Annotated in this window: 16 protein-coding genes; 8 read left to right on the top strand and 8 right to left on the bottom strand. The window is 63.7% G+C overall.

Going from position 1 to position 15630, the window contains the following annotated elements; genetic code table 11:
* Nucleotides 1–69: 69 nt before the first annotated feature.
* Nucleotides 70–1815, bottom strand: a complete 1746-nt coding sequence (locus FYM52_RS04990) for a proline--tRNA ligase (RefSeq protein WP_154163302.1) — start codon at nucleotides 1813–1815, stop codon at nucleotides 70–72.
* Between the two features lie 92 nt (nucleotides 1816–1907).
* On the opposite strand from FYM52_RS04990, the gene FYM52_RS04995 reads away from it, so the two are divergent.
* Nucleotides 1908–2564, top strand: a complete 657-nt coding sequence (locus tag FYM52_RS04995; RefSeq protein WP_154163303.1) for an RNA pyrophosphohydrolase — start codon at nucleotides 1908–1910, stop codon at nucleotides 2562–2564.
* A 69-nt stretch (nucleotides 2565–2633) separates the two neighbouring features.
* Here FYM52_RS04995 and proB read toward each other — a convergent pair whose 3' ends face one another.
* From proB to rplU, 4 genes are all read right to left on the bottom strand, one after another.
* A complete protein-coding gene (gene proB / locus FYM52_RS05000; protein ID WP_154163304.1) occupies nucleotides 2634–3770 on the bottom strand; it encodes a glutamate 5-kinase in 1137 nt (378 codons plus the stop codon).
* A gap of 80 nt (nucleotides 3771–3850) precedes the next feature.
* Nucleotides 3851–4924 (bottom strand): Obg family GTPase CgtA, encoded by a 1074-nt coding sequence (gene cgtA, locus FYM52_RS05005; RefSeq protein ID WP_154163305.1) that lies wholly within the window; start codon nucleotides 4922–4924, stop codon nucleotides 3851–3853.
* Between the two features lie 163 nt (nucleotides 4925–5087).
* Nucleotides 5088–5348 carry a 50S ribosomal protein L27 gene (rpmA, locus tag FYM52_RS05010; RefSeq protein ID WP_042416998.1) on the bottom strand — a complete coding sequence of 87 codons (261 nt, stop codon included), beginning with the start codon at nucleotides 5346–5348 and terminating at the stop codon, nucleotides 5088–5090.
* 18 nt (nucleotides 5349–5366) lie between these two features.
* The gene (rplU, locus tag FYM52_RS05015) at nucleotides 5367–5678 is read right to left on the bottom strand and encodes a 50S ribosomal protein L21 (protein ID WP_042417032.1); all 312 of its coding nucleotides are present in this window, start codon (nucleotides 5676–5678) and stop codon (nucleotides 5367–5369) included.
* A gap of 210 nt (nucleotides 5679–5888) precedes the next feature.
* Here rplU and FYM52_RS05020 point away from each other — a divergent pair, with 210 nt between their 5' ends.
* From FYM52_RS05020 to FYM52_RS05050, 7 genes are all read left to right on the top strand, one after another.
* Nucleotides 5889–6818 (top strand): polyprenyl synthetase family protein, encoded by a 930-nt coding sequence (locus FYM52_RS05020; protein WP_154163334.1) that lies wholly within the window; start codon nucleotides 5889–5891, stop codon nucleotides 6816–6818.
* A gap of 158 nt (nucleotides 6819–6976) precedes the next feature.
* Nucleotides 6977–8722: a type IV-A pilus assembly ATPase PilB gene (gene pilB / locus FYM52_RS05025; RefSeq protein ID WP_154163306.1), complete on the top strand. Its 1746-nt coding sequence runs from the start codon at nucleotides 6977–6979 to the stop codon at nucleotides 8720–8722.
* A gap of 51 nt (nucleotides 8723–8773) precedes the next feature.
* Nucleotides 8774–9997: a type II secretion system F family protein gene (locus FYM52_RS05030; RefSeq protein WP_045267485.1), complete on the top strand. Its 1224-nt coding sequence runs from the start codon at nucleotides 8774–8776 to the stop codon at nucleotides 9995–9997.
* The gene (locus tag FYM52_RS05035) at nucleotides 9997–10866 is read left to right on the top strand and encodes an A24 family peptidase (protein WP_154163307.1); all 870 of its coding nucleotides are present in this window, start codon (nucleotides 9997–9999) and stop codon (nucleotides 10864–10866) included. Before FYM52_RS05030 ends, FYM52_RS05035 begins: the two co-directional genes overlap by 1 nt.
* Before the next feature lie 2 nt (nucleotides 10867–10868).
* Nucleotides 10869–11477, top strand: a complete 609-nt coding sequence (coaE, locus tag FYM52_RS05040; RefSeq protein ID WP_154163335.1) for a dephospho-CoA kinase — start codon at nucleotides 10869–10871, stop codon at nucleotides 11475–11477.
* A 94-nt stretch (nucleotides 11478–11571) separates the two neighbouring features.
* Nucleotides 11572–12327 (top strand): cell division protein ZapD, encoded by a 756-nt coding sequence (zapD, locus tag FYM52_RS05045; RefSeq protein WP_042419933.1) that lies wholly within the window; start codon nucleotides 11572–11574, stop codon nucleotides 12325–12327.
* Nucleotides 12328–12353: 26 nt separating this feature from the next.
* On the top strand, nucleotides 12354–12563 hold the full coding sequence (locus FYM52_RS05050; RefSeq protein WP_045267488.1) for a DNA gyrase inhibitor YacG: 210 nt from the start codon (nucleotides 12354–12356) through the stop codon (nucleotides 12561–12563).
* 103 nt (nucleotides 12564–12666) lie between these two features.
* Here the strand turns inward: FYM52_RS05050 and FYM52_RS05055 are convergent, their stop codons facing one another.
* The 3 genes from FYM52_RS05055 to argJ form a co-directional block, all read right to left on the bottom strand.
* Entirely contained in the window at nucleotides 12667–13128 is a 462-nt protein-coding gene (locus FYM52_RS05055; RefSeq protein ID WP_179954931.1) for an NUDIX domain-containing protein, read from the bottom strand.
* Nucleotides 13129–13149: 21 nt separating this feature from the next.
* Complete coding sequence (locus tag FYM52_RS05060; protein WP_154163336.1) at nucleotides 13150–14082, bottom strand: ATP-binding protein; 933 nt, start codon at nucleotides 14080–14082, stop codon at nucleotides 13150–13152.
* A 266-nt stretch (nucleotides 14083–14348) separates the two neighbouring features.
* A complete protein-coding gene (gene argJ / locus FYM52_RS05065; RefSeq protein ID WP_154163310.1) occupies nucleotides 14349–15578 on the bottom strand; it encodes a bifunctional glutamate N-acetyltransferase/amino-acid acetyltransferase ArgJ in 1230 nt (409 codons plus the stop codon).
* Nucleotides 15579–15630: the final 52 nt, after the last annotated feature.

Consider the following 15630-nt stretch of genomic DNA (forward strand, 5'->3'; position numbering starts at 1 on the left):
GCACCGCACCGGTGGGGCACAGGGCGTAAAAAAAGCAGCCGCAGCTGCTTTTTTATCGGTGCTCGCGGCTCAGTGCAAGCCCAGCTGGGCCTTGAGGTGCGCCAGCGCGTCGGCCGTGGGCAGCTTGGTGGCCTCGGCAGCACGGCGGTGCTGGTACTCGACCACGCCATCCTTGAGGCCACGGTCGCCCAGCACCACGCGGTGCGGCACGCCAATCAGCTCCCAGTCGGCCAGCATGGCGCCGGGGCGCTCGTCGCGGTCGTCCAGGATCACGTCCACACCCAGGGCCAGCAACTCGGCATAAAGCTTCTCCGCTTCGGCCTTGACGGCCTCGCTGCGGCCCATGCCGATGGGGCAGATCACCACGGTGAACGGCGCAATCGCGTCGGGCCAGATGATGCCGCGCTCGTCGTGGTTCTGCTCGATGGCCGCCGCTGGCAGGCGGGTGATGCCGATGCCGTAGCAGCCCATCTCGAAGTGCTGGGGCTTGCCGTTGTCGCCCAGGAAGGTGGCGTTCATGGCCTGGGAGTACTTGGTGCCCAGGTAGAACACGTGGCCGATTTCGATGCCGCGCTCGATGGCCAACTCACCCGCGCCGTCGGGCGACTTGTCGCCCGCCACCACGTTGCGCAGGTCGGCCACCACGGCCGGCTCGGGCAGGTCACGGCCAAAGTTGACGCCGGTGATGTGGAAATCTTCCTCGTTGGCGCCGCAGACCCAGTCGGCCATCACAGCCACTTCGCGGTCCACCACCAGGTTCACTGGCTGCTTCAGGCCGATGGGGCCCAGGTAGCCGGGCTTGCAGCCGAAATGGGCTTCGATCTCGCCCACGGTGGCAAAACGGAAATTGGCCAGGCCCTCCACCTTGCCGACCTTGATCTCGTTCATCTCGTGGTCGCCGCGCAGCAGCAGCAGCCAGACCTTGGTCTGGACGATCTCACCGGCCTCGTTGCTGGTGTCGGTGGCCAGCACCAGGGACTTGACGGTCTGGCTCAGGGGCAGGCCCAGCTGCGCCGCCACGGCTTCGCAGGTGCTGTTGCCCGGCGTGGCCACCTTCTGCAGCGGCTGGGACGCCGCAGGGCGGGGACTGGCAGGTGCCAGGCACTCGGCCTTCTCGATGTTGGCCGCGTAGTCGCTCTGGGGGCAGTAGACGATGGCGTCTTCGCCGGTGGAGGCGATCACCTGGAACTCTTCGCTCAGGTCGCCACCGATGGCACCGCTGTCGGCGCGCACGGCACGGTATTGCAGGCCGAAGCGGTCAAAGATGCGCTGGTAGGCCGCGCGCATGGTCTGGTAGCTGATCTGGGCGCTGTCGCGGTCCTTGTCGAAGGAGTAGGCGTCCTTCATCGTGAACTCGCGGCCACGCATCAGCCCGAAGCGCGGACGGCGTTCGTCGCGGAACTTGGTCTGGATCTGGTAGAGGTTCTTGGGCAGCTGCTTGTAGCTCTTGAACTCCTGGCGGGCGATGTCCGTCACCACCTCTTCGCTGGTGGGCTGGATCACGAAGTCACGGCCGTGGCGATCCTGGATGCGCAGCAACTCGGGGCCCATCTTCTCGAAGCGGCCGGTTTCCTCCCACAGCTCGGCAGGCTGCACCACGGGCATGGTCACTTCCATGGCGCCAGCGCGGTTCATTTCCTCGCGCACGATGGCCTCGACCTTGCGGATCACGCGCAGGCCCATAGGCATGTAGTTGTAGATGCCAGCACCCAGCTTTTTGATCAGGCCCGCACGCATCATGAGCTTGTGGCTGACCACTTCGGCATCGGCCGGAGCTTCCTTGAGGGTGGAGATGAAGAATTGGGAGGCTTTCATGAGGGGGATTCAGCGGGATATCGCAGCAGCAATCTTGATAGGCACAGACTGCCGTGCATAATGAACGCAATATAGAAAATTGGGGTTCGATTATGCTTGACCGGGACGGATTTCGCCCGAACGTCGGCATCATCCTGCTCAACCAGAAAAACCAGGTGTTCTGGGGCAAACGCATTCGCACCCACAGCTGGCAGTTTCCGCAGGGAGGCATTGACCGGGGCGAAAGTCCCGAGCAGGCCATGTTCCGGGAGCTGCATGAGGAGGTGGGTTTGAAGCCCGACCACGTGCGCGTGGTGGCCCGGACCAGGGACTGGTTGCGCTACGAGGTGCCGGATCGTTACATACGCCGCGATGCGCGAGGTCATTACAAGGGCCAGAAGCAGATCTGGTTCCTGCTGCAGTTGCTGGGTCACGATTGGGACCTCAACCTGCGTGCCACCGACCACCCGGAGTTCGACGCCTGGCGCTGGAACGATTACTGGGTGCCGCTGGATGTGGTGGTGGAGTTCAAGCGCGGCGTCTATGAAATGGCGCTGACCGAACTGGCCCGCTACGTGCCGCGCAGCGAACAGCAACGCAACCGGTATCTGCGCAGTGGTATGCGTCCGCGCGAGAGTGAGCCCCCCACCGCCACGCCACGCCCGGCGCCCGTGCTGCGCCACCATGGCGTGATGGGCAATCCCGGTCTGGAGTTGCCGCCCGGCGCCAGCTTTGACCCGGATCCGCAGAACGACCAGAACCCGCGCTGAAATCCCCCATCCCGCTGCACTTCACCGTGCTGCGGGATTTTTTTGGGTCCCGCGGCCACGGCCTGGTACTCAGGACAGCACGACCATGTTGTCTCGGTGGACCATTTCGGGCTCGGCTCGGTAGCCCAGCAGCTGCTCGACCTCGGACGAGGCGTGCTTGCACAACAGGCGTGCCTCAGCGCTGGAGTAGTTGGCCAGCCCGCGGGCGATTTCCTTGCCGCCCGCATCGCACACGGCAATCACGTCGCCGCGCGAGAAATCACCCTCCACCGCCACCATGCCCACGGGCAGCAGACTCTTGCCCTCGCCCTGCAGCTTGCGCACCGCGCCATCGTCGATGGTGACCGAGCCATGCAGCTGCAGGTGGTCCATCATCCATTGCTTGCGGGCCTGGTTCTTGTGGGTGGGCGCCACCAGCAAGGTGCCAATCGCCTCCCCGCGGGTCAGGCGCAACAGCACATCCTGCTCGCGCCCCCAGGCGATCACGGTGGAGGTGCCCGAGCCTGCCGCGCGCTTGGCCGCCAGGATCTTGGTCAGCATACCGCCCTTGCCGATGCTGGAGCCGGCGCCGCCGGCCATGGCCTCCAGATCGGGGTTGCCGGCCTGGGCTTCGTGCACGAACCGTGCCTCGGGGTCGCGGCGCGGGTCGGCGGTGTACAAGCCCTTCTGATCGGTCAGGATGACGTAGGCGTCGGCATCCACCAGGTTGGCCACCAGCGCCCCCAGGGTGTCGTTGTCGCCGAACTTGATTTCGTCGTTGACCACCGTGTCGTTCTCGTTGATCACCGGCACCACACCCAGCTTGAGCAGGGTCAGCAAGGTGGAGCGCGCATTCAGATAGCGCTCACGGTCGGCCAGATCGGCATGGGTCAGCAGCACCTGGGCGCTGCCCACGTGGTGGTTGCGCAGCTTGGTTTCGTACATCTGCACCAGCCCCATCTGGCCCACTGCCGCAGCGGCCTGCAGTTCGTGGATTTCCTTGGGCCGCGTGGCCCAGCCCAGGCGCTTCATACCTTCGGCCACCGCGCCGCTGGACACCATGATCACCTCGCGGCGCACACCGTCATCGCCGTGCACCAGGGCCGCCAGCTGGCGCGACCATTCCTCAATCGCTGCCTCGTCGAGGCCACGGCCTTCGTTGGTGACCAGACTGGAGCCGACCTTGACCACGATGCGGCGCGCATCTTGCAGAACACGGGATGACATTGTTATGAGCGTTTTAAGGCTGTAACGCTTGTCCAGCAAGCGCTAGCAGCTATTGATCCAAGAGCACCTGCGGTGCAACCTCACACGGGCATGTCGCCCGCGAAGCGGGGATCGTACTCCGCTTCCTGGGGTTGCTCGGCCTTTTGCTGGACTTGCACGTGCTTGAAGATGTCCTGCACCAGACGGTCTGTGCCTTCGCGCGCCAGGGCCGAGATTTCGTAGACCGGCCCCTTCCACTTGTAGCGTTTCACAAAGTCCTTGACCTTGGCGGCACGCTCTTCGGTGGGCACCATGTCCAGCTTGTTGAGCACCAGCCAGCGCGGCTTGTTGTACAGCGCTTCGTCGTACTTCTTGAGTTCCTGGACGATGGCCTTGGCCTGCTCGACCGGATCCACGGCCTCGTCAAACGGCGCCAGATCGACGATGTGCAGCAACAGGCGGGTGCGCTGCAGGTGGCGCAGGAACTGGTGCCCCAGGCCGGCGCCGTCGGAGGCGCCCTCAATCAGGCCGGGAATGTCGGCGATCACAAAGCTCTGCTCAGGGCCAACCCGCACCACACCCAGGTTGGGGTGCAACGTGGTGAAGGGGTAGTCGGCAATCTTGGGGCGGGCATTGGAGACCGAGGAAATGAAGGTCGACTTGCCGGCGTTGGGCATGCCCAGCAGGCCCACATCGGCCAGCACCTTCAACTCCAGCTTCAGGCTGAAACGCTCGCCGGGACGCCCGGGCGTCTTCTGGCGCGGTGCACGGTTGACCGCACTCTTGAAGCGCAGGTTGCCAAAGCCGCCGTCGCCGCCCCGCGCCAGCACGATCTTTTCACCGGGTACCAGCAACTCGTGCAGCACTTCGCCCGTGGCTTCATCGGTGATGATGGTGCCCACGGGCAGGCGCAAGGTGATGTCCTTGCCGGCCGCGCCGAACATGTCGTTGCCCATGCCGTTCTCGCCGCGCTGCGCCTCATGGCGGCGCGAGTAACGGTAGTCGATGAGGGTGTTCAGATTCACATCGGCCACGGCATAGACGTGGCCGCCACGGCCACCGTCACCACCGTCGGGTCCGCCGAATTCCTTGTATTTTTCGTGCCGGAACGTGGCTGCGCCATTACCGCCATCGCCCGCGGCAATTTCAATATAGGCTTCATCGACGAACTTCATGAGGCTTTCCCGTGATCATTGGAGAGACAGGCACCCGTGGTGCCGGCCCAAAAGCATAAGCCAGGACCTTCCTGGCTTGCTGTGCAAGGGCTTTGGCGCCCTTGTGAAAACAACAAAGCCCCGACGCATCGGGGCTTTGTGATGTCAGATGACGCGTGTTGCTTTAAGCAGCAGGCGTGATGCTGACGGTGTGCTTGGACAGAGCGCCCTTGGTGTCAAAAGACACGTGGCCGTCCACCAGAGCGAACAAAGTGTGATCCTTGCCGATGCCCACGTTGGTACCGGGGTGGAACTTGGTGCCACGCTGGCGCACGATGATCGAGCCTGCGCTGATCAACTCGCCACCGAAGGCCTTCACACCCAGCATTTTTGGCTTGGAATCACGTCCGTTGCGCGTAGAGCCGCCGCCTTTTTTCTGTGCCATGACTTAGCTCCTTGGGAATTAAGCGGCAATCGCCACGATTTGCAGTTCGGTGAACTGCTGGCGATGGCCTTGAGACTTGGCGTAGTGCTTACGACGACGCAGCTTGAAGATGCGCACCTTGTCGTGCTTGCCGTGAGCAACCACCGTTGCCTTCACAGTTGCGCCGGACACCAGGGGAGTGCCAACCTTCAGTTCTGCGCCGTTGCCGACTGCCAAAACTTGGTCGATCACGATTTCCTGGCCTACGTCCGCAGCAATCTGTTCTACCTTGATTTTTTCGCCAGCAGCAACACGATACTGTTTGCCACCGGTTTTTATGACCGCGTACATGTAAACCTCTTTCGATTCTTGAGTCTCCGCAGACGAATTTCCACGGAAGCCCAAGATTGTACGCGTAAACGCCAATGAGCGTCCACACACAACCTTGCCGCCTCACAGGGCTTGTCCGATGTCTTCCTATAATCAGCGCCTCTCCTGGTGGCGATTACCTTGACTACAGCAAACCCCATTCCCAACCCGCTTGCCCTGATTGCCGACGATATGCAGGCGGTGGACCGTGTCATCGCACAGCGTTTGACCACCAGCGTCCCTTTGATCGGTCAGATTTCCCAGTACATCATTGCAGCCGGCGGCAAGCGCCTGCGCCCCGCCCTGCTGCTGATGGTGAGCAATGCCCTGGGCGAGCAACGCCCGACCAAGCACACGCTGGCCGCCGTGGTGGAGCTCATTCACACAGCCACGCTGTTGCATGACGATGTGGTCGACGAATCGACCCTGCGCCGCGGCCGCCCCACGGCCAACGAGTCTTTCGGCAACCCGGCCAGCGTGCTGGTGGGGGATTTTCTGCACACGCGCTCGTTCCAGATGATGGTCGAGGCCGGCAATATGCGCATCCTGCAGGTGCTCTCCGATGCCACCAATGTGATCGCCGAAGGTGAAGTGCAGCAGCTGATCAACACCCACGATGCCTCGCTGGACGAAGCCGGCTACCTGCACGTCATCCGCTCCAAGACCGCCAAGCTGTTCGAGGCCAGCACCCAGATCGCTGCGATCCTGGCAGGCGCCAATCCCACGATCGAGGCCGCCTGCGCGACCTATGGACAGGCACTGGGCACCGCCTTCCAGATCATCGACGATGTACTGGACTACGACGGCGATGCGGCAGAAATGGGCAAGAACCTGGGGGACGATCTGCGCGAAGGCAAATGCACGCTGCCCCTGATCATCGCCATGCAACAGGCTACGGCCGAAGACGCCCAGGTGGTGCGCGAAGCGATCGAGCAAGGCTCCACCGAACAATTGCCCAGTATCCTGTCCATCGTCAAGCGCACCGGCGCTCTGGATGCCACCCGCGAGGCCGCCCACAACGAAGCCATGCGTGCGATCGCCGCCTTGCAGACCCTGCCTGCAAATGCCTACACGCAGGCGATGGAACAATTGGCGGCACAACTGCTGCTGCGCCGCACCTGATCACAGATCGTGAACGTGCACAGGAGACTGTGCACCACGTCAATCTTTTTCAAAAAGCCTGCCCCTGCAGGCTTTTTGCGTCTGTACAGTCCTGTTTTGATCAGGGATGATAGGCGCGTCCTCCCACACCTAAATACAACATATTCCACTCACGGCCCATGAACGCCGCATCCACTGCATCCTCGATCGCACAGTCCTCCTCGAACACGGCCCTGGCCGGGCTGGCACGGGCCCTGGTCAGTGCAGGCCAGCTCACGGAAACGGTCGCGCTGGAGACGGCCCGCAAGGCCCACGCCAGCAAGAACAGCTTCGTGGCACAGCTGGTGGCATCCGGGCACATGCCTGCGGCGGAACTGGCCTTCCAGATCGCACAGATTTTTCGCACGCCGCTGCTGGACCTGGACACCATCGATCCCCAGCGCCTGCCCAGGGATTTGCTGGACGCCAAGCTGTGCAGCATGCACAAGGTGCTGCCCCTGCTCAAGCGCGGCAACCGCCTGGTGGTGGCCACGGCAGACCCTACTGACAAAGACGCCGCGGAGAAGATCAAATTCACCGTCCAGATGGGGGTGGACTGGGTCATTGTCGAATGCGACAAACTGCAGCGCCTGGTCGAAGCCACGACCAAGAGTGCCTCTGAGGCCCTGGACGCCTTCAATTCCGATGCTGACTTCCAGTTCGACGAAGTGGTGGATGCGCCCGCACCCGACGACAAGGACAGCAATGCGTCCGAGGTCGAGGATGCGCCGGTCGTTAAGTTCCTGCACAAGATGCTGATTGACGCGTTCAACATGCGGGCCTCGGACCTGCACTTTGAGCCCTACGAACACAGCTATCGCGTGCGCTTCCGGATCGATGGCGAACTGCGGGAGATCGCAAGCCCACCCATCGCCATCAAGGAAAAACTGGCCTCGCGCATCAAGGTGATCTCGCGCCTGGACATCTCGGAGAAACGCGTCCCCCAGGATGGGCGCATGAAGCTCAAGGTCGGCGCCGACCGCGTCATCGACTTCCGTGTCTCCACCTTGCCCACGCTGTTCGGCGAGAAGATCGTGATCCGTATCCTGGACCCCAGCAGCGCCAGGATGGGCATTGACGCCCTGGGCTACGAGCCCGAGGAAAAGGGACGTCTGCTGGATGCCATCCAGCGGCCCTACGGCATGATCCTGGTCACGGGCCCCACCGGTTCGGGCAAGACCGTGTCGCTATACAGCTGCCTGAACCTGCTGAACAAACCCGGGGTAAACATTTCCACGGCCGAAGATCCCTCGGAAATCAACATGCCCGGGGTCAACCAGGTCAATGTGAATGAAAAGGCCGGACTGACTTTCGCCACCGCCCTGCGGTCCTTCCTGCGCCAGGACCCGGATGTCATCATGGTCGGTGAAATCCGCGATCTGGAAACGGCCGACATCGCCATCAAGGCCGCGCAGACGGGGCACTTGGTGCTATCCACCCTGCACACCAACGATGCGCCCACCACGTTGACGCGCATGCGCAACATGGGCATTGCGCCGTTCAACATCGCCTCCAGCGTGATCCTGATCACGGCCCAGCGTCTGGCGCGCCGCTTGTGCCCGCAGTGCAAACAGCCGCATGATGTGCCGCACGAAACCCTGGTCGAAGCCGGTTACGAGGAGCGTCAGCTGAATGGCTCCTGGGTCCCCTACAAGGCTGTGGGCTGCAGTGCCTGCAACAATGGTTACAAGGGCCGCGTAGGCATCTACCAGGTGATGCCAATCACCGAAGCAATCCAACAAATCATCCTGCGCGACGGCAGTGCCCTGGAGATTGCCGCCCAGGCCAGGAGCGAAGGCGTGAAATCGCTGCGCGAATCCGGATTGGACAAAGTTCGGCAAGGCATCACTTCGCTGGAAGAGGTGCTGGCCGTCACCAATTTGTAGGCGCCGCAGGCCTGACCACCGTACAACATCAAGATCAGAGGGAACAGCGCTATGGCAACCGCAGCACCTGGCAGGAGCAACGCAAAGGAGTTCATTTACGAATGGGCCGGCAAAGACCGCCAGGGCAAGGCACTGCACGGAGAGATGCGGGCCGTTGGGGAAGCCCAGGTCCAGGCCTCCTTGCGCCGCCAGGGCATCTTCATCACCAAGCTGAAGAAGCGCAGCATGCGCGCCGGCAAGAAGATCAAGCCCAAGGACATTGCGCTGTTCACCCGCCAGATGGCCACCATGATGAAGGCCGGGGTCCCGCTGCTGCAGTCGTTCGACATCGTCGGGCGTGGCAACCCCAACCCCAGCGTGACCAAGCTGCTCAATGACATCCGCCAGGATGTGGAGACCGGCACCTCGCTGAGCATGGCGTTCCGCAAGCATCCCATGCACTTCAACGCTTTGTACTGCAACCTGATCGAGGCCGGGGAAGCCGCGGGCATCCTGGACACCTTGATGGACCGTCTGGCCACTTACATGGAAAAGACCGAGGCCATCAAGGGCAAGATCAAGTCCGCTCTGATGTACCCCATCGCGGTGATCGTGGTGGCGTTCGTGGTGGTGACGGTGATTATGATCTTTGTGATCCCGGCGTTCAAGGAAGTCTTCACCTCTTTCGGCGCCGACCTGCCGGCCCCGACGCTGCTGGTCATGGCCATCAGTGAGTTCTTTGTTGCTTATTGGTGGCTGATCTTTGGTGTGATCGGTGGCGGCCTGTATTTCTTCATGCAAGCCTGGCGGCGCAGTCCCAAGATGCAGCGCGTGATGGACCGGTTGCTGCTGAAGCTGCCCATTTTTGGCATCCTGATCGACAAATCCTGCGTCGCCCGCTGGACGCGCACCCTCTCCACCATGTTCGCCGCGGGCGTGCCCCTGGTGGAAGCGCTGGACTCCGTCGGCGGCGCCTCGGGCAACAGCGTCTACCGGGAAGCCACCGACAAGATCCAGCAGATGGTCGCCACCGGCACCAACCTGACCGATGCCATGACGAGTGCCGATGTCTTCCCGTCGATGGTGCTGCAGATGTGTGCCATCGGCGAGGAATCGGGCTCCATTGATCACATGCTGGGCAAGGCGGCCGACTTCTACGAACAGGAAGTGGACGAGATGGTCGCAGGCCTTTCCAGCCTGATGGAGCCCATCATCATCGTGATCCTGGGTGGCATCATCGGCGGGATTGTGGTGTCCATGTACCTGCCGATCTTCAAGTTAGGACAAGTGGTCTGATGGACTTTTCTGTATGGAGCGGTGCCGCGCTGGCGGCCTTGCTGGGGCTGCTGATCGGCAGCTTCTTGAACGTTGTGATCCATCGCCTGCCCCGCATGATGGAGCAGCAATGGGATGCCGAATGCGCACAGCACCGGGCAGCACAGGCGGGCGAGGCCTATACGCCCACAGCCCCCGCGCTGACACTGTCCAAGCCCCGCTCGCGCTGCCCCCACTGCGCCCACCCCATAGGCTGGCTGGAGAACATCCCGGTGATCAGCTGGCTGTACCTGCGCGGCCAATGCGCGCACTGCCACGCTCCGATCGGCATCCGCTACCCCCTGGTGGAAGTCGCGACGGCCGGTCTGTTCGCCTGGTGCATCACCCGCTGGGGATTCACCCCGACAGGCTGGGCCTGGTGCGGCTTCAGCGCCACCTTGCTGGCACTGGCGCTGATCGACTGGGACACCACCTACCTGCCCGATGACCTGACCCTGCCGCTGCTGTGGGCCGGCCTGCTGGCCACTGCCCTGGGCTGGACCTCGGTGACCCTGGGCGACGCCGTCTGGGGCGCCGCGATCGGCTACCTGTCGCTGTGGTCCATTTACTGGGTTTTCAAGCTGATCACCGGCAAGGAAGGCATGGGCTACGGTGACTTCAAGCTGTTCGCCGCCCTCGGCGCCTGGTTCGGCTGGCAAGCCCTGGTGCCCATGATCTTGATGGCGTCGGTGATCGGCGCCGTCATTGGCATCGCCCTGAAGCTGCGCAGCAGCCTGCGCGAGGGTGGCTACATCCCGTTCGGCCCCTTTCTGGCAGGCGCGGGCTTTACCGCGATGTTCTTCGGCCCGGACCGCCTGCTGCGCGCCGTGCTGACGGCGTTGGGCCTGTGAACATGCAGCGCGCACAACGCTGGGGCCTGACCGGCGGGATTGGCAGCGGCAAAAGCACGGTGGCGCAGATGCTGGCCGCCGCAGGGGCCGTGGTCATCGACGCCGACCAGATTGCACGCAGTCTGACGGCGGCGGGTGGTTTGGCCATGCCGCAGATCGAGGTCGAATTTGGTGCCTCGGCGATCGATGCGCAAGGGGCCCTGGACCGTGATTTCATGCGCCAACTGGTGTTTGAAGACCCCAGCGCACGCCAGCGGCTGGAAGCCATCGTCCACCCGCTGGTGGGCAGCCTGACCGAGCGCCAGGCCCTGCAGGCCGAAGCCTGCGGCGCGCAGTGGCTGGTGTTTGACATTCCGCTGCTGGTGGAATCCGGGCGCTGGCGCCCGCAGCTGGATGCCGTGCTGGTGGTTGACTGCGAGGAAAGCACCCAGGTGCAACGCGTCAGCGCGCGCAACGGGCTGGCCCCTGACGCCATCGCACGCATCATGGCGGCACAGGCCACGCGCGCGCAGCGCCGGGCCGCAGCAGACTGGGTGATCTACAACGATGGCCTTGATTTAGCTGGATTACGTCAAGAAGTGCTATCAATTTCCGCATGGTTACAGCTATGATGGCAGCTAGCGACTTTGTAACCAGTGCCCCTTTGGGCTGGCCCGCTGGTGCAAGCTCCACTTTTTCGCCTCAGCACACCGGGATACCGCCAGCGTGATTCTTTACGAGTACCCTTTCAACGAACGCTTGCGCACGTATTTGCGACTGGAACAATTGTTCCGGCGTTTGTTTGAACTCGTCACGCGCGAATCGCCGGTGGACCACCACTTTGCCCTGGCGACGATCTTCGAGATCATGGAAGTGGCGGCCCGCGCCGACCTCAAGTCGGACCTGCTGCGCGACCTGGACCGCCACAAAAGCCTGTTTGAAGGTCTGCGCGACAATCCCGCGATTGCGCAGGACATGCTGGACAGCATCATTGCCAAGTTGGAGCAGTGCTACAGCGTCCTGCATGCCCAGACCGGCAAGACCGGCCAGCCGCTGACGGAAAACGACTGGCTGATGGCCATCCGCAGCCGCATCAGCATCCCCGGCGGCACCAGCAGCTTCGACCTGCCCGCCTACCACCGCTGGCAGAACAAGCCTGCGGCCGAACGCCGGGCCGACCTGCACCAGTGGATCCAATGCCTGCAGCCCCTGGCAGATTCGCTGGGCCTGCTGCTCAGCCTGGTGCGCGACACCGGCTCCCCCCAGAAAGTGGCCGCGATGGGTGGGCAATTCCAGCAGGCGCTGCCGGCCGGACGCCCCTACCAGCTGCTGCGCCTGCGCATCGATGCGGAATCCGGCCTGGTGCCCGAGATCAGCGCCAACCGCCTGATGGTGTCCGTGCGCCTGCTGCGCCCCAATGAGGCCGGCGGCCTGCAGGTCACCACGGAAAATGCGGCTTTCGAGCTGACGCTGTGCGCCTGACCCGGCGTCTGTGACAGACTTGGGCCATGCGAGACGCTGCCTCTTTTCCCTCCACCACCGTCCCCTGCCCTACCTGCGGCGGGCCCAGCCTGTTTGCCCCCACGAATGCGGCGCGACCGTTTTGCAGCCAGCGCTGCAAGGACATCGACCTGGGCGCCTGGGCGGCTGAAAGCTTCCGCGTGCCTGCCCAGCCCCCACAGGACAACCAGTACGGCGACCCGCGCGTCGAAGACTGAGTTCGCGGCGCGCACCTACAAAAAAAGGAGCTGCACGCGCAGCTCCTTACTTGTTTTGAAGGTGCTTCAAGTGCCTAATCCATACGGCAAGCGCGCTGACCGCTCACTTTTCCGATAGTGCCGACTCGGCATAGACGGCCGCATCGAACGGTAGCCCCCGCTCCTCGCTCAGCCACTGCAGCACGGGGAGCGAGCCTTCCAGCACCGGGCGCACGCTCAGGGGCAATTGCTGCCAGGCCATCTGCTGGCCTTCGCGCATTTCAAAATCGCCGTCCCACTGCGTGACCTTGCACCAGTGCAGGCGCACCAGGGCATGGCTGTAGGCATGCTCGGTCACCTTCCAGGCCAGGCAGTTGCGGATGGTGATGCCCAGCTCCTCCTGCAGCTCCCGGCGCAGGGCCTGCTCCACGCTCTCGCCGGCTTCCAGCTTGCCGCCGGGGAACTCCCACCAGCCCGCGCGGGGCTTGCCCTCGGGGCGGCTGGTGATGAGCAGGGCGCCATCGCTCTCGCGGATCAGCACACCCACGGCGACTTCGGTGGGTTGTTGGGCAAGGGGGGTACTCACAGGGGGACTCTTTTCAAACAATCAGATTTCCGCGCCGTCGCTCAGGCCATCGACATCGGCAATGCGGTGGCGCACGGCCACCGGGCGTTCGCTGCGGCCGGCGTAGTCGCGCGCAAATTGCTGGGCCACGCGACCGCTGCGCGAGCCACGCTCCAGCGCCCAGACCAGGGCCTCGGGCTGCGCGGCCGCAATCGCCGCATCGTCCAGGCCCATCGCACGCAGCCACTGGGCCACCACGCGCAGGTACTCGTCCTGGCTGAAGGGGTAGAAGCTGACCCACAGGCCAAAGCGCTCGGACAGGGAGATTTTCTCCTCCACCACCTCGCCGGGGTGGATCTCGCCGTGCTCGCCTTTGGAGTGCGTCAGGTTGTCGGTCATGTACTCGGGCAGCAGGTGGCGGCGGTTGCTGGTGGCGTAGACCAGCACGTTCGGCGTGGCGGCAGAGACCGAGCCATCCAGGATGGACTTCATGGCCTTGTAGCCGGGCTCGCCCTCCTCAAAGCTCAGGTCGTCGCAGTAGATGACGAACTTCTCGGGCCGGCCAGCCACCACGTCGACGATGTCGGGCAGGTCGGTCAGGTCCACCTTGTCCACCTCGATCAGGCGCAGGCCCTGCGGTGCATAGGCGTGCAGGCAGGCACGGATCAGCGACGACTTGCCCGTGCCGCGCGCGCCCGTCAGCAGCACGTTGTTGGCCGTGCGGCCTTGCACGAACTGCTCGGTGTTGCGCGCAATCTTTTCCTTTTGCACGTCCACGTTCTGCAGGTCCGACAGCTGCATGGCGCCCACATGGCGCACCGGCTCCAGCACACCGCAGCCATTGGAGCGCTTGCGGTAGCGCCAGGCGATGGCCGCATTCCAGTCGGCCGGTGCCTGCAGGGGCTGGGGCAGCACCGACTCGATGCGCTGCATCAGCTGCTCGGCACGCTCCACCAAACGCTCCAAAGGATTCATCACATCTTGCACGGCAGGTCTCCACCCATGGTTTTGATAGCTGCCAGCGCTTGTGAACAGCGGATTTCAATATGAAAACACATTGAAACCCTATGTACACCAGCGCAGACTGCTTCTGAAATCAAAAGGGCCTGATCGACAGGCCCTGGCATACGCAAACGGTCAGCCCGCAGGGCAATCGAAACACAGCGCTGCCTCGAATCCAGCAGCAGCGCTGCGGCGAGAGGCAGAACAACGTGTCGGGGACCGCATGCGCAACCCTCCCGTCAGGAACGGTAGTCGGCGTTGATGGTCACGTAGTCGTGGCTGAAGTCGCAGGTCCACACGGTCTGGCTGGCCGTGCCGCGGCCCAGGTTCACGCGCACGGTGATCTCGGGCTGCTTCATCACACGCTGGCCGTCGGCCTCCTGGTAGGCGGGGTTGCGGCCACCGTTCACGACGACGTGCACGTCGTCCAGGAACAGGTCGATCTTCGTCTGGTCCAGGTCGGTGATGCCGGCGTAGCCCACGGCCGCCAGGATGCGGCCCAGGTTCGGGTCGGAGGCGAAGAAGGCCGTCTTGACCAGGGGCGAATGCGCGATGGCATAGGCCGCCAGGCGGCATTCTTCCTCGGTCTTGCCGCCGTCGATCTGCACGGTGATGAACTTGGTCGCGCCTTCGCCGTCGCGCACGATGGCCTGGGCCAACAGGCGCGAGACCTCCAGCAGCGCGGCCTTCAAGGCCTGGGCCTCCGGGCTGCTCCAGCCCGTCACCTCGGCGTTGCCGGCCTGGTGCGTCGCCACCAGCACGAAGGAGTCGTTGGTGGAGGTGTCCCCGTCGATGGTCACGCGGTTGAAGGAGCCGTCGGCCAGTTCCTTGACCAAGTCCTGCAGCAGCGCGGGCGCAATCGCCGCGTCGGTGGCCACATAGCCCAGCATGGTGGCCATGTTGGGGCGGATCATGCCTGCGCCCTTGCTGATGCCGGTGACGGTGACGGTCTTGCCACCCAGCACCACCTGGCGGCTGTAGGCCTTGGGCTGGGTGTCGGTGGTCATGATGCCTGCGGCGGCAGTGGCCCAGTTGTCGGGCTGGGCCGCGGCGATGGCTGCGGGCAGGCCGGCGACGATGCGGTCCACGGGCAGCTCTTCCATGATCACGCCGGTGGAAAACGGCAGCACCTGCTCAGGCGCCACGCCCAGCGCCTGGGCCAGGGCCGCGCAGGTGGCGCGGGCATTGGCCAGGCCGGCGGCTCCGGTGCCGGCATTCGCGTTGCCCGTGTTGATGACCATGGCACGGATGCCCTGCCCGGCAGCCAGATGCTCGCGACTGACCTGCACGGGCGCCGCGCAGAAACGGTTCTGCGTGAACACGCCGGCCACGCTGGCACCTTCGTCCAGCAGGAACACGGTCAGGTCTTTGCGGTTGGCTTTGCGCACACCGGCTTCGGTGACGCCAATGCGCACACCGGCAACCGGATGCAGGTCAGCGGCGACGGGGACGGGCAAATTCACGGGCATTGCAGGACTTCCTACCGAGATAAAACAGTGAGACAGCCATTATCGGGACAAA

The organism is Comamonas sp. CAH-2, assembly GCF_009668305.1.
GTDB lineage: Bacteria > Pseudomonadota > Gammaproteobacteria > Burkholderiales > Burkholderiaceae_C > Comamonas > Comamonas aquatica.

What these genes read in the sequence shown, in the direction of transcription:
- FYM52_RS04990 (WP_154163302.1), bottom strand. Translation starts at nt 1,815, where the DNA reads ATGAAAGCCTCCCAATTCTTCATCTCCACCCTCAAGGAAGCTCCGGCC.
- FYM52_RS04995 (WP_154163303.1), top strand. Translation starts at nt 1,908, where the DNA reads ATGCTTGACCGGGACGGATTTCGCCCGAACGTCGGCATCATCCTGCTC.
- proB (WP_154163304.1), bottom strand. Translation starts at nt 3,770, where the DNA reads ATGTCATCCCGTGTTCTGCAAGATGCGCGCCGCATCGTGGTCAAGGTC.
- cgtA (WP_154163305.1), bottom strand. Translation starts at nt 4,924, where the DNA reads ATGAAGTTCGTCGATGAAGCCTATATTGAAATTGCCGCGGGCGATGGC.
- rpmA (WP_042416998.1), bottom strand. Translation starts at nt 5,348, where the DNA reads ATGGCACAGAAAAAAGGCGGCGGCTCTACGCGCAACGGACGTGATTCC.
- rplU (WP_042417032.1), bottom strand. Translation starts at nt 5,678, where the DNA reads ATGTACGCGGTCATAAAAACCGGTGGCAAACAGTATCGTGTTGCTGCT.
- FYM52_RS05020 (WP_154163334.1), top strand. Translation starts at nt 5,889, where the DNA reads ATGCAGGCGGTGGACCGTGTCATCGCACAGCGTTTGACCACCAGCGTC.
- pilB (WP_154163306.1), top strand. Translation starts at nt 6,977, where the DNA reads ATGAACGCCGCATCCACTGCATCCTCGATCGCACAGTCCTCCTCGAAC.
- FYM52_RS05030 (WP_045267485.1), top strand. Translation starts at nt 8,774, where the DNA reads ATGGCAACCGCAGCACCTGGCAGGAGCAACGCAAAGGAGTTCATTTAC.
- FYM52_RS05035 (WP_154163307.1), top strand. Translation starts at nt 9,997, where the DNA reads ATGGACTTTTCTGTATGGAGCGGTGCCGCGCTGGCGGCCTTGCTGGGG.
- coaE (WP_154163335.1), top strand. Translation starts at nt 10,869, where the DNA reads ATGCAGCGCGCACAACGCTGGGGCCTGACCGGCGGGATTGGCAGCGGC.
- FYM52_RS05050 (WP_045267488.1), top strand. Translation starts at nt 12,354, where the DNA reads ATGCGAGACGCTGCCTCTTTTCCCTCCACCACCGTCCCCTGCCCTACC.
- FYM52_RS05060 (WP_154163336.1), bottom strand. Translation starts at nt 14,082, where the DNA reads ATGAATCCTTTGGAGCGTTTGGTGGAGCGTGCCGAGCAGCTGATGCAG.
- argJ (WP_154163310.1), bottom strand. Translation starts at nt 15,578, where the DNA reads ATGCCCGTGAATTTGCCCGTCCCCGTCGCCGCTGACCTGCATCCGGTT.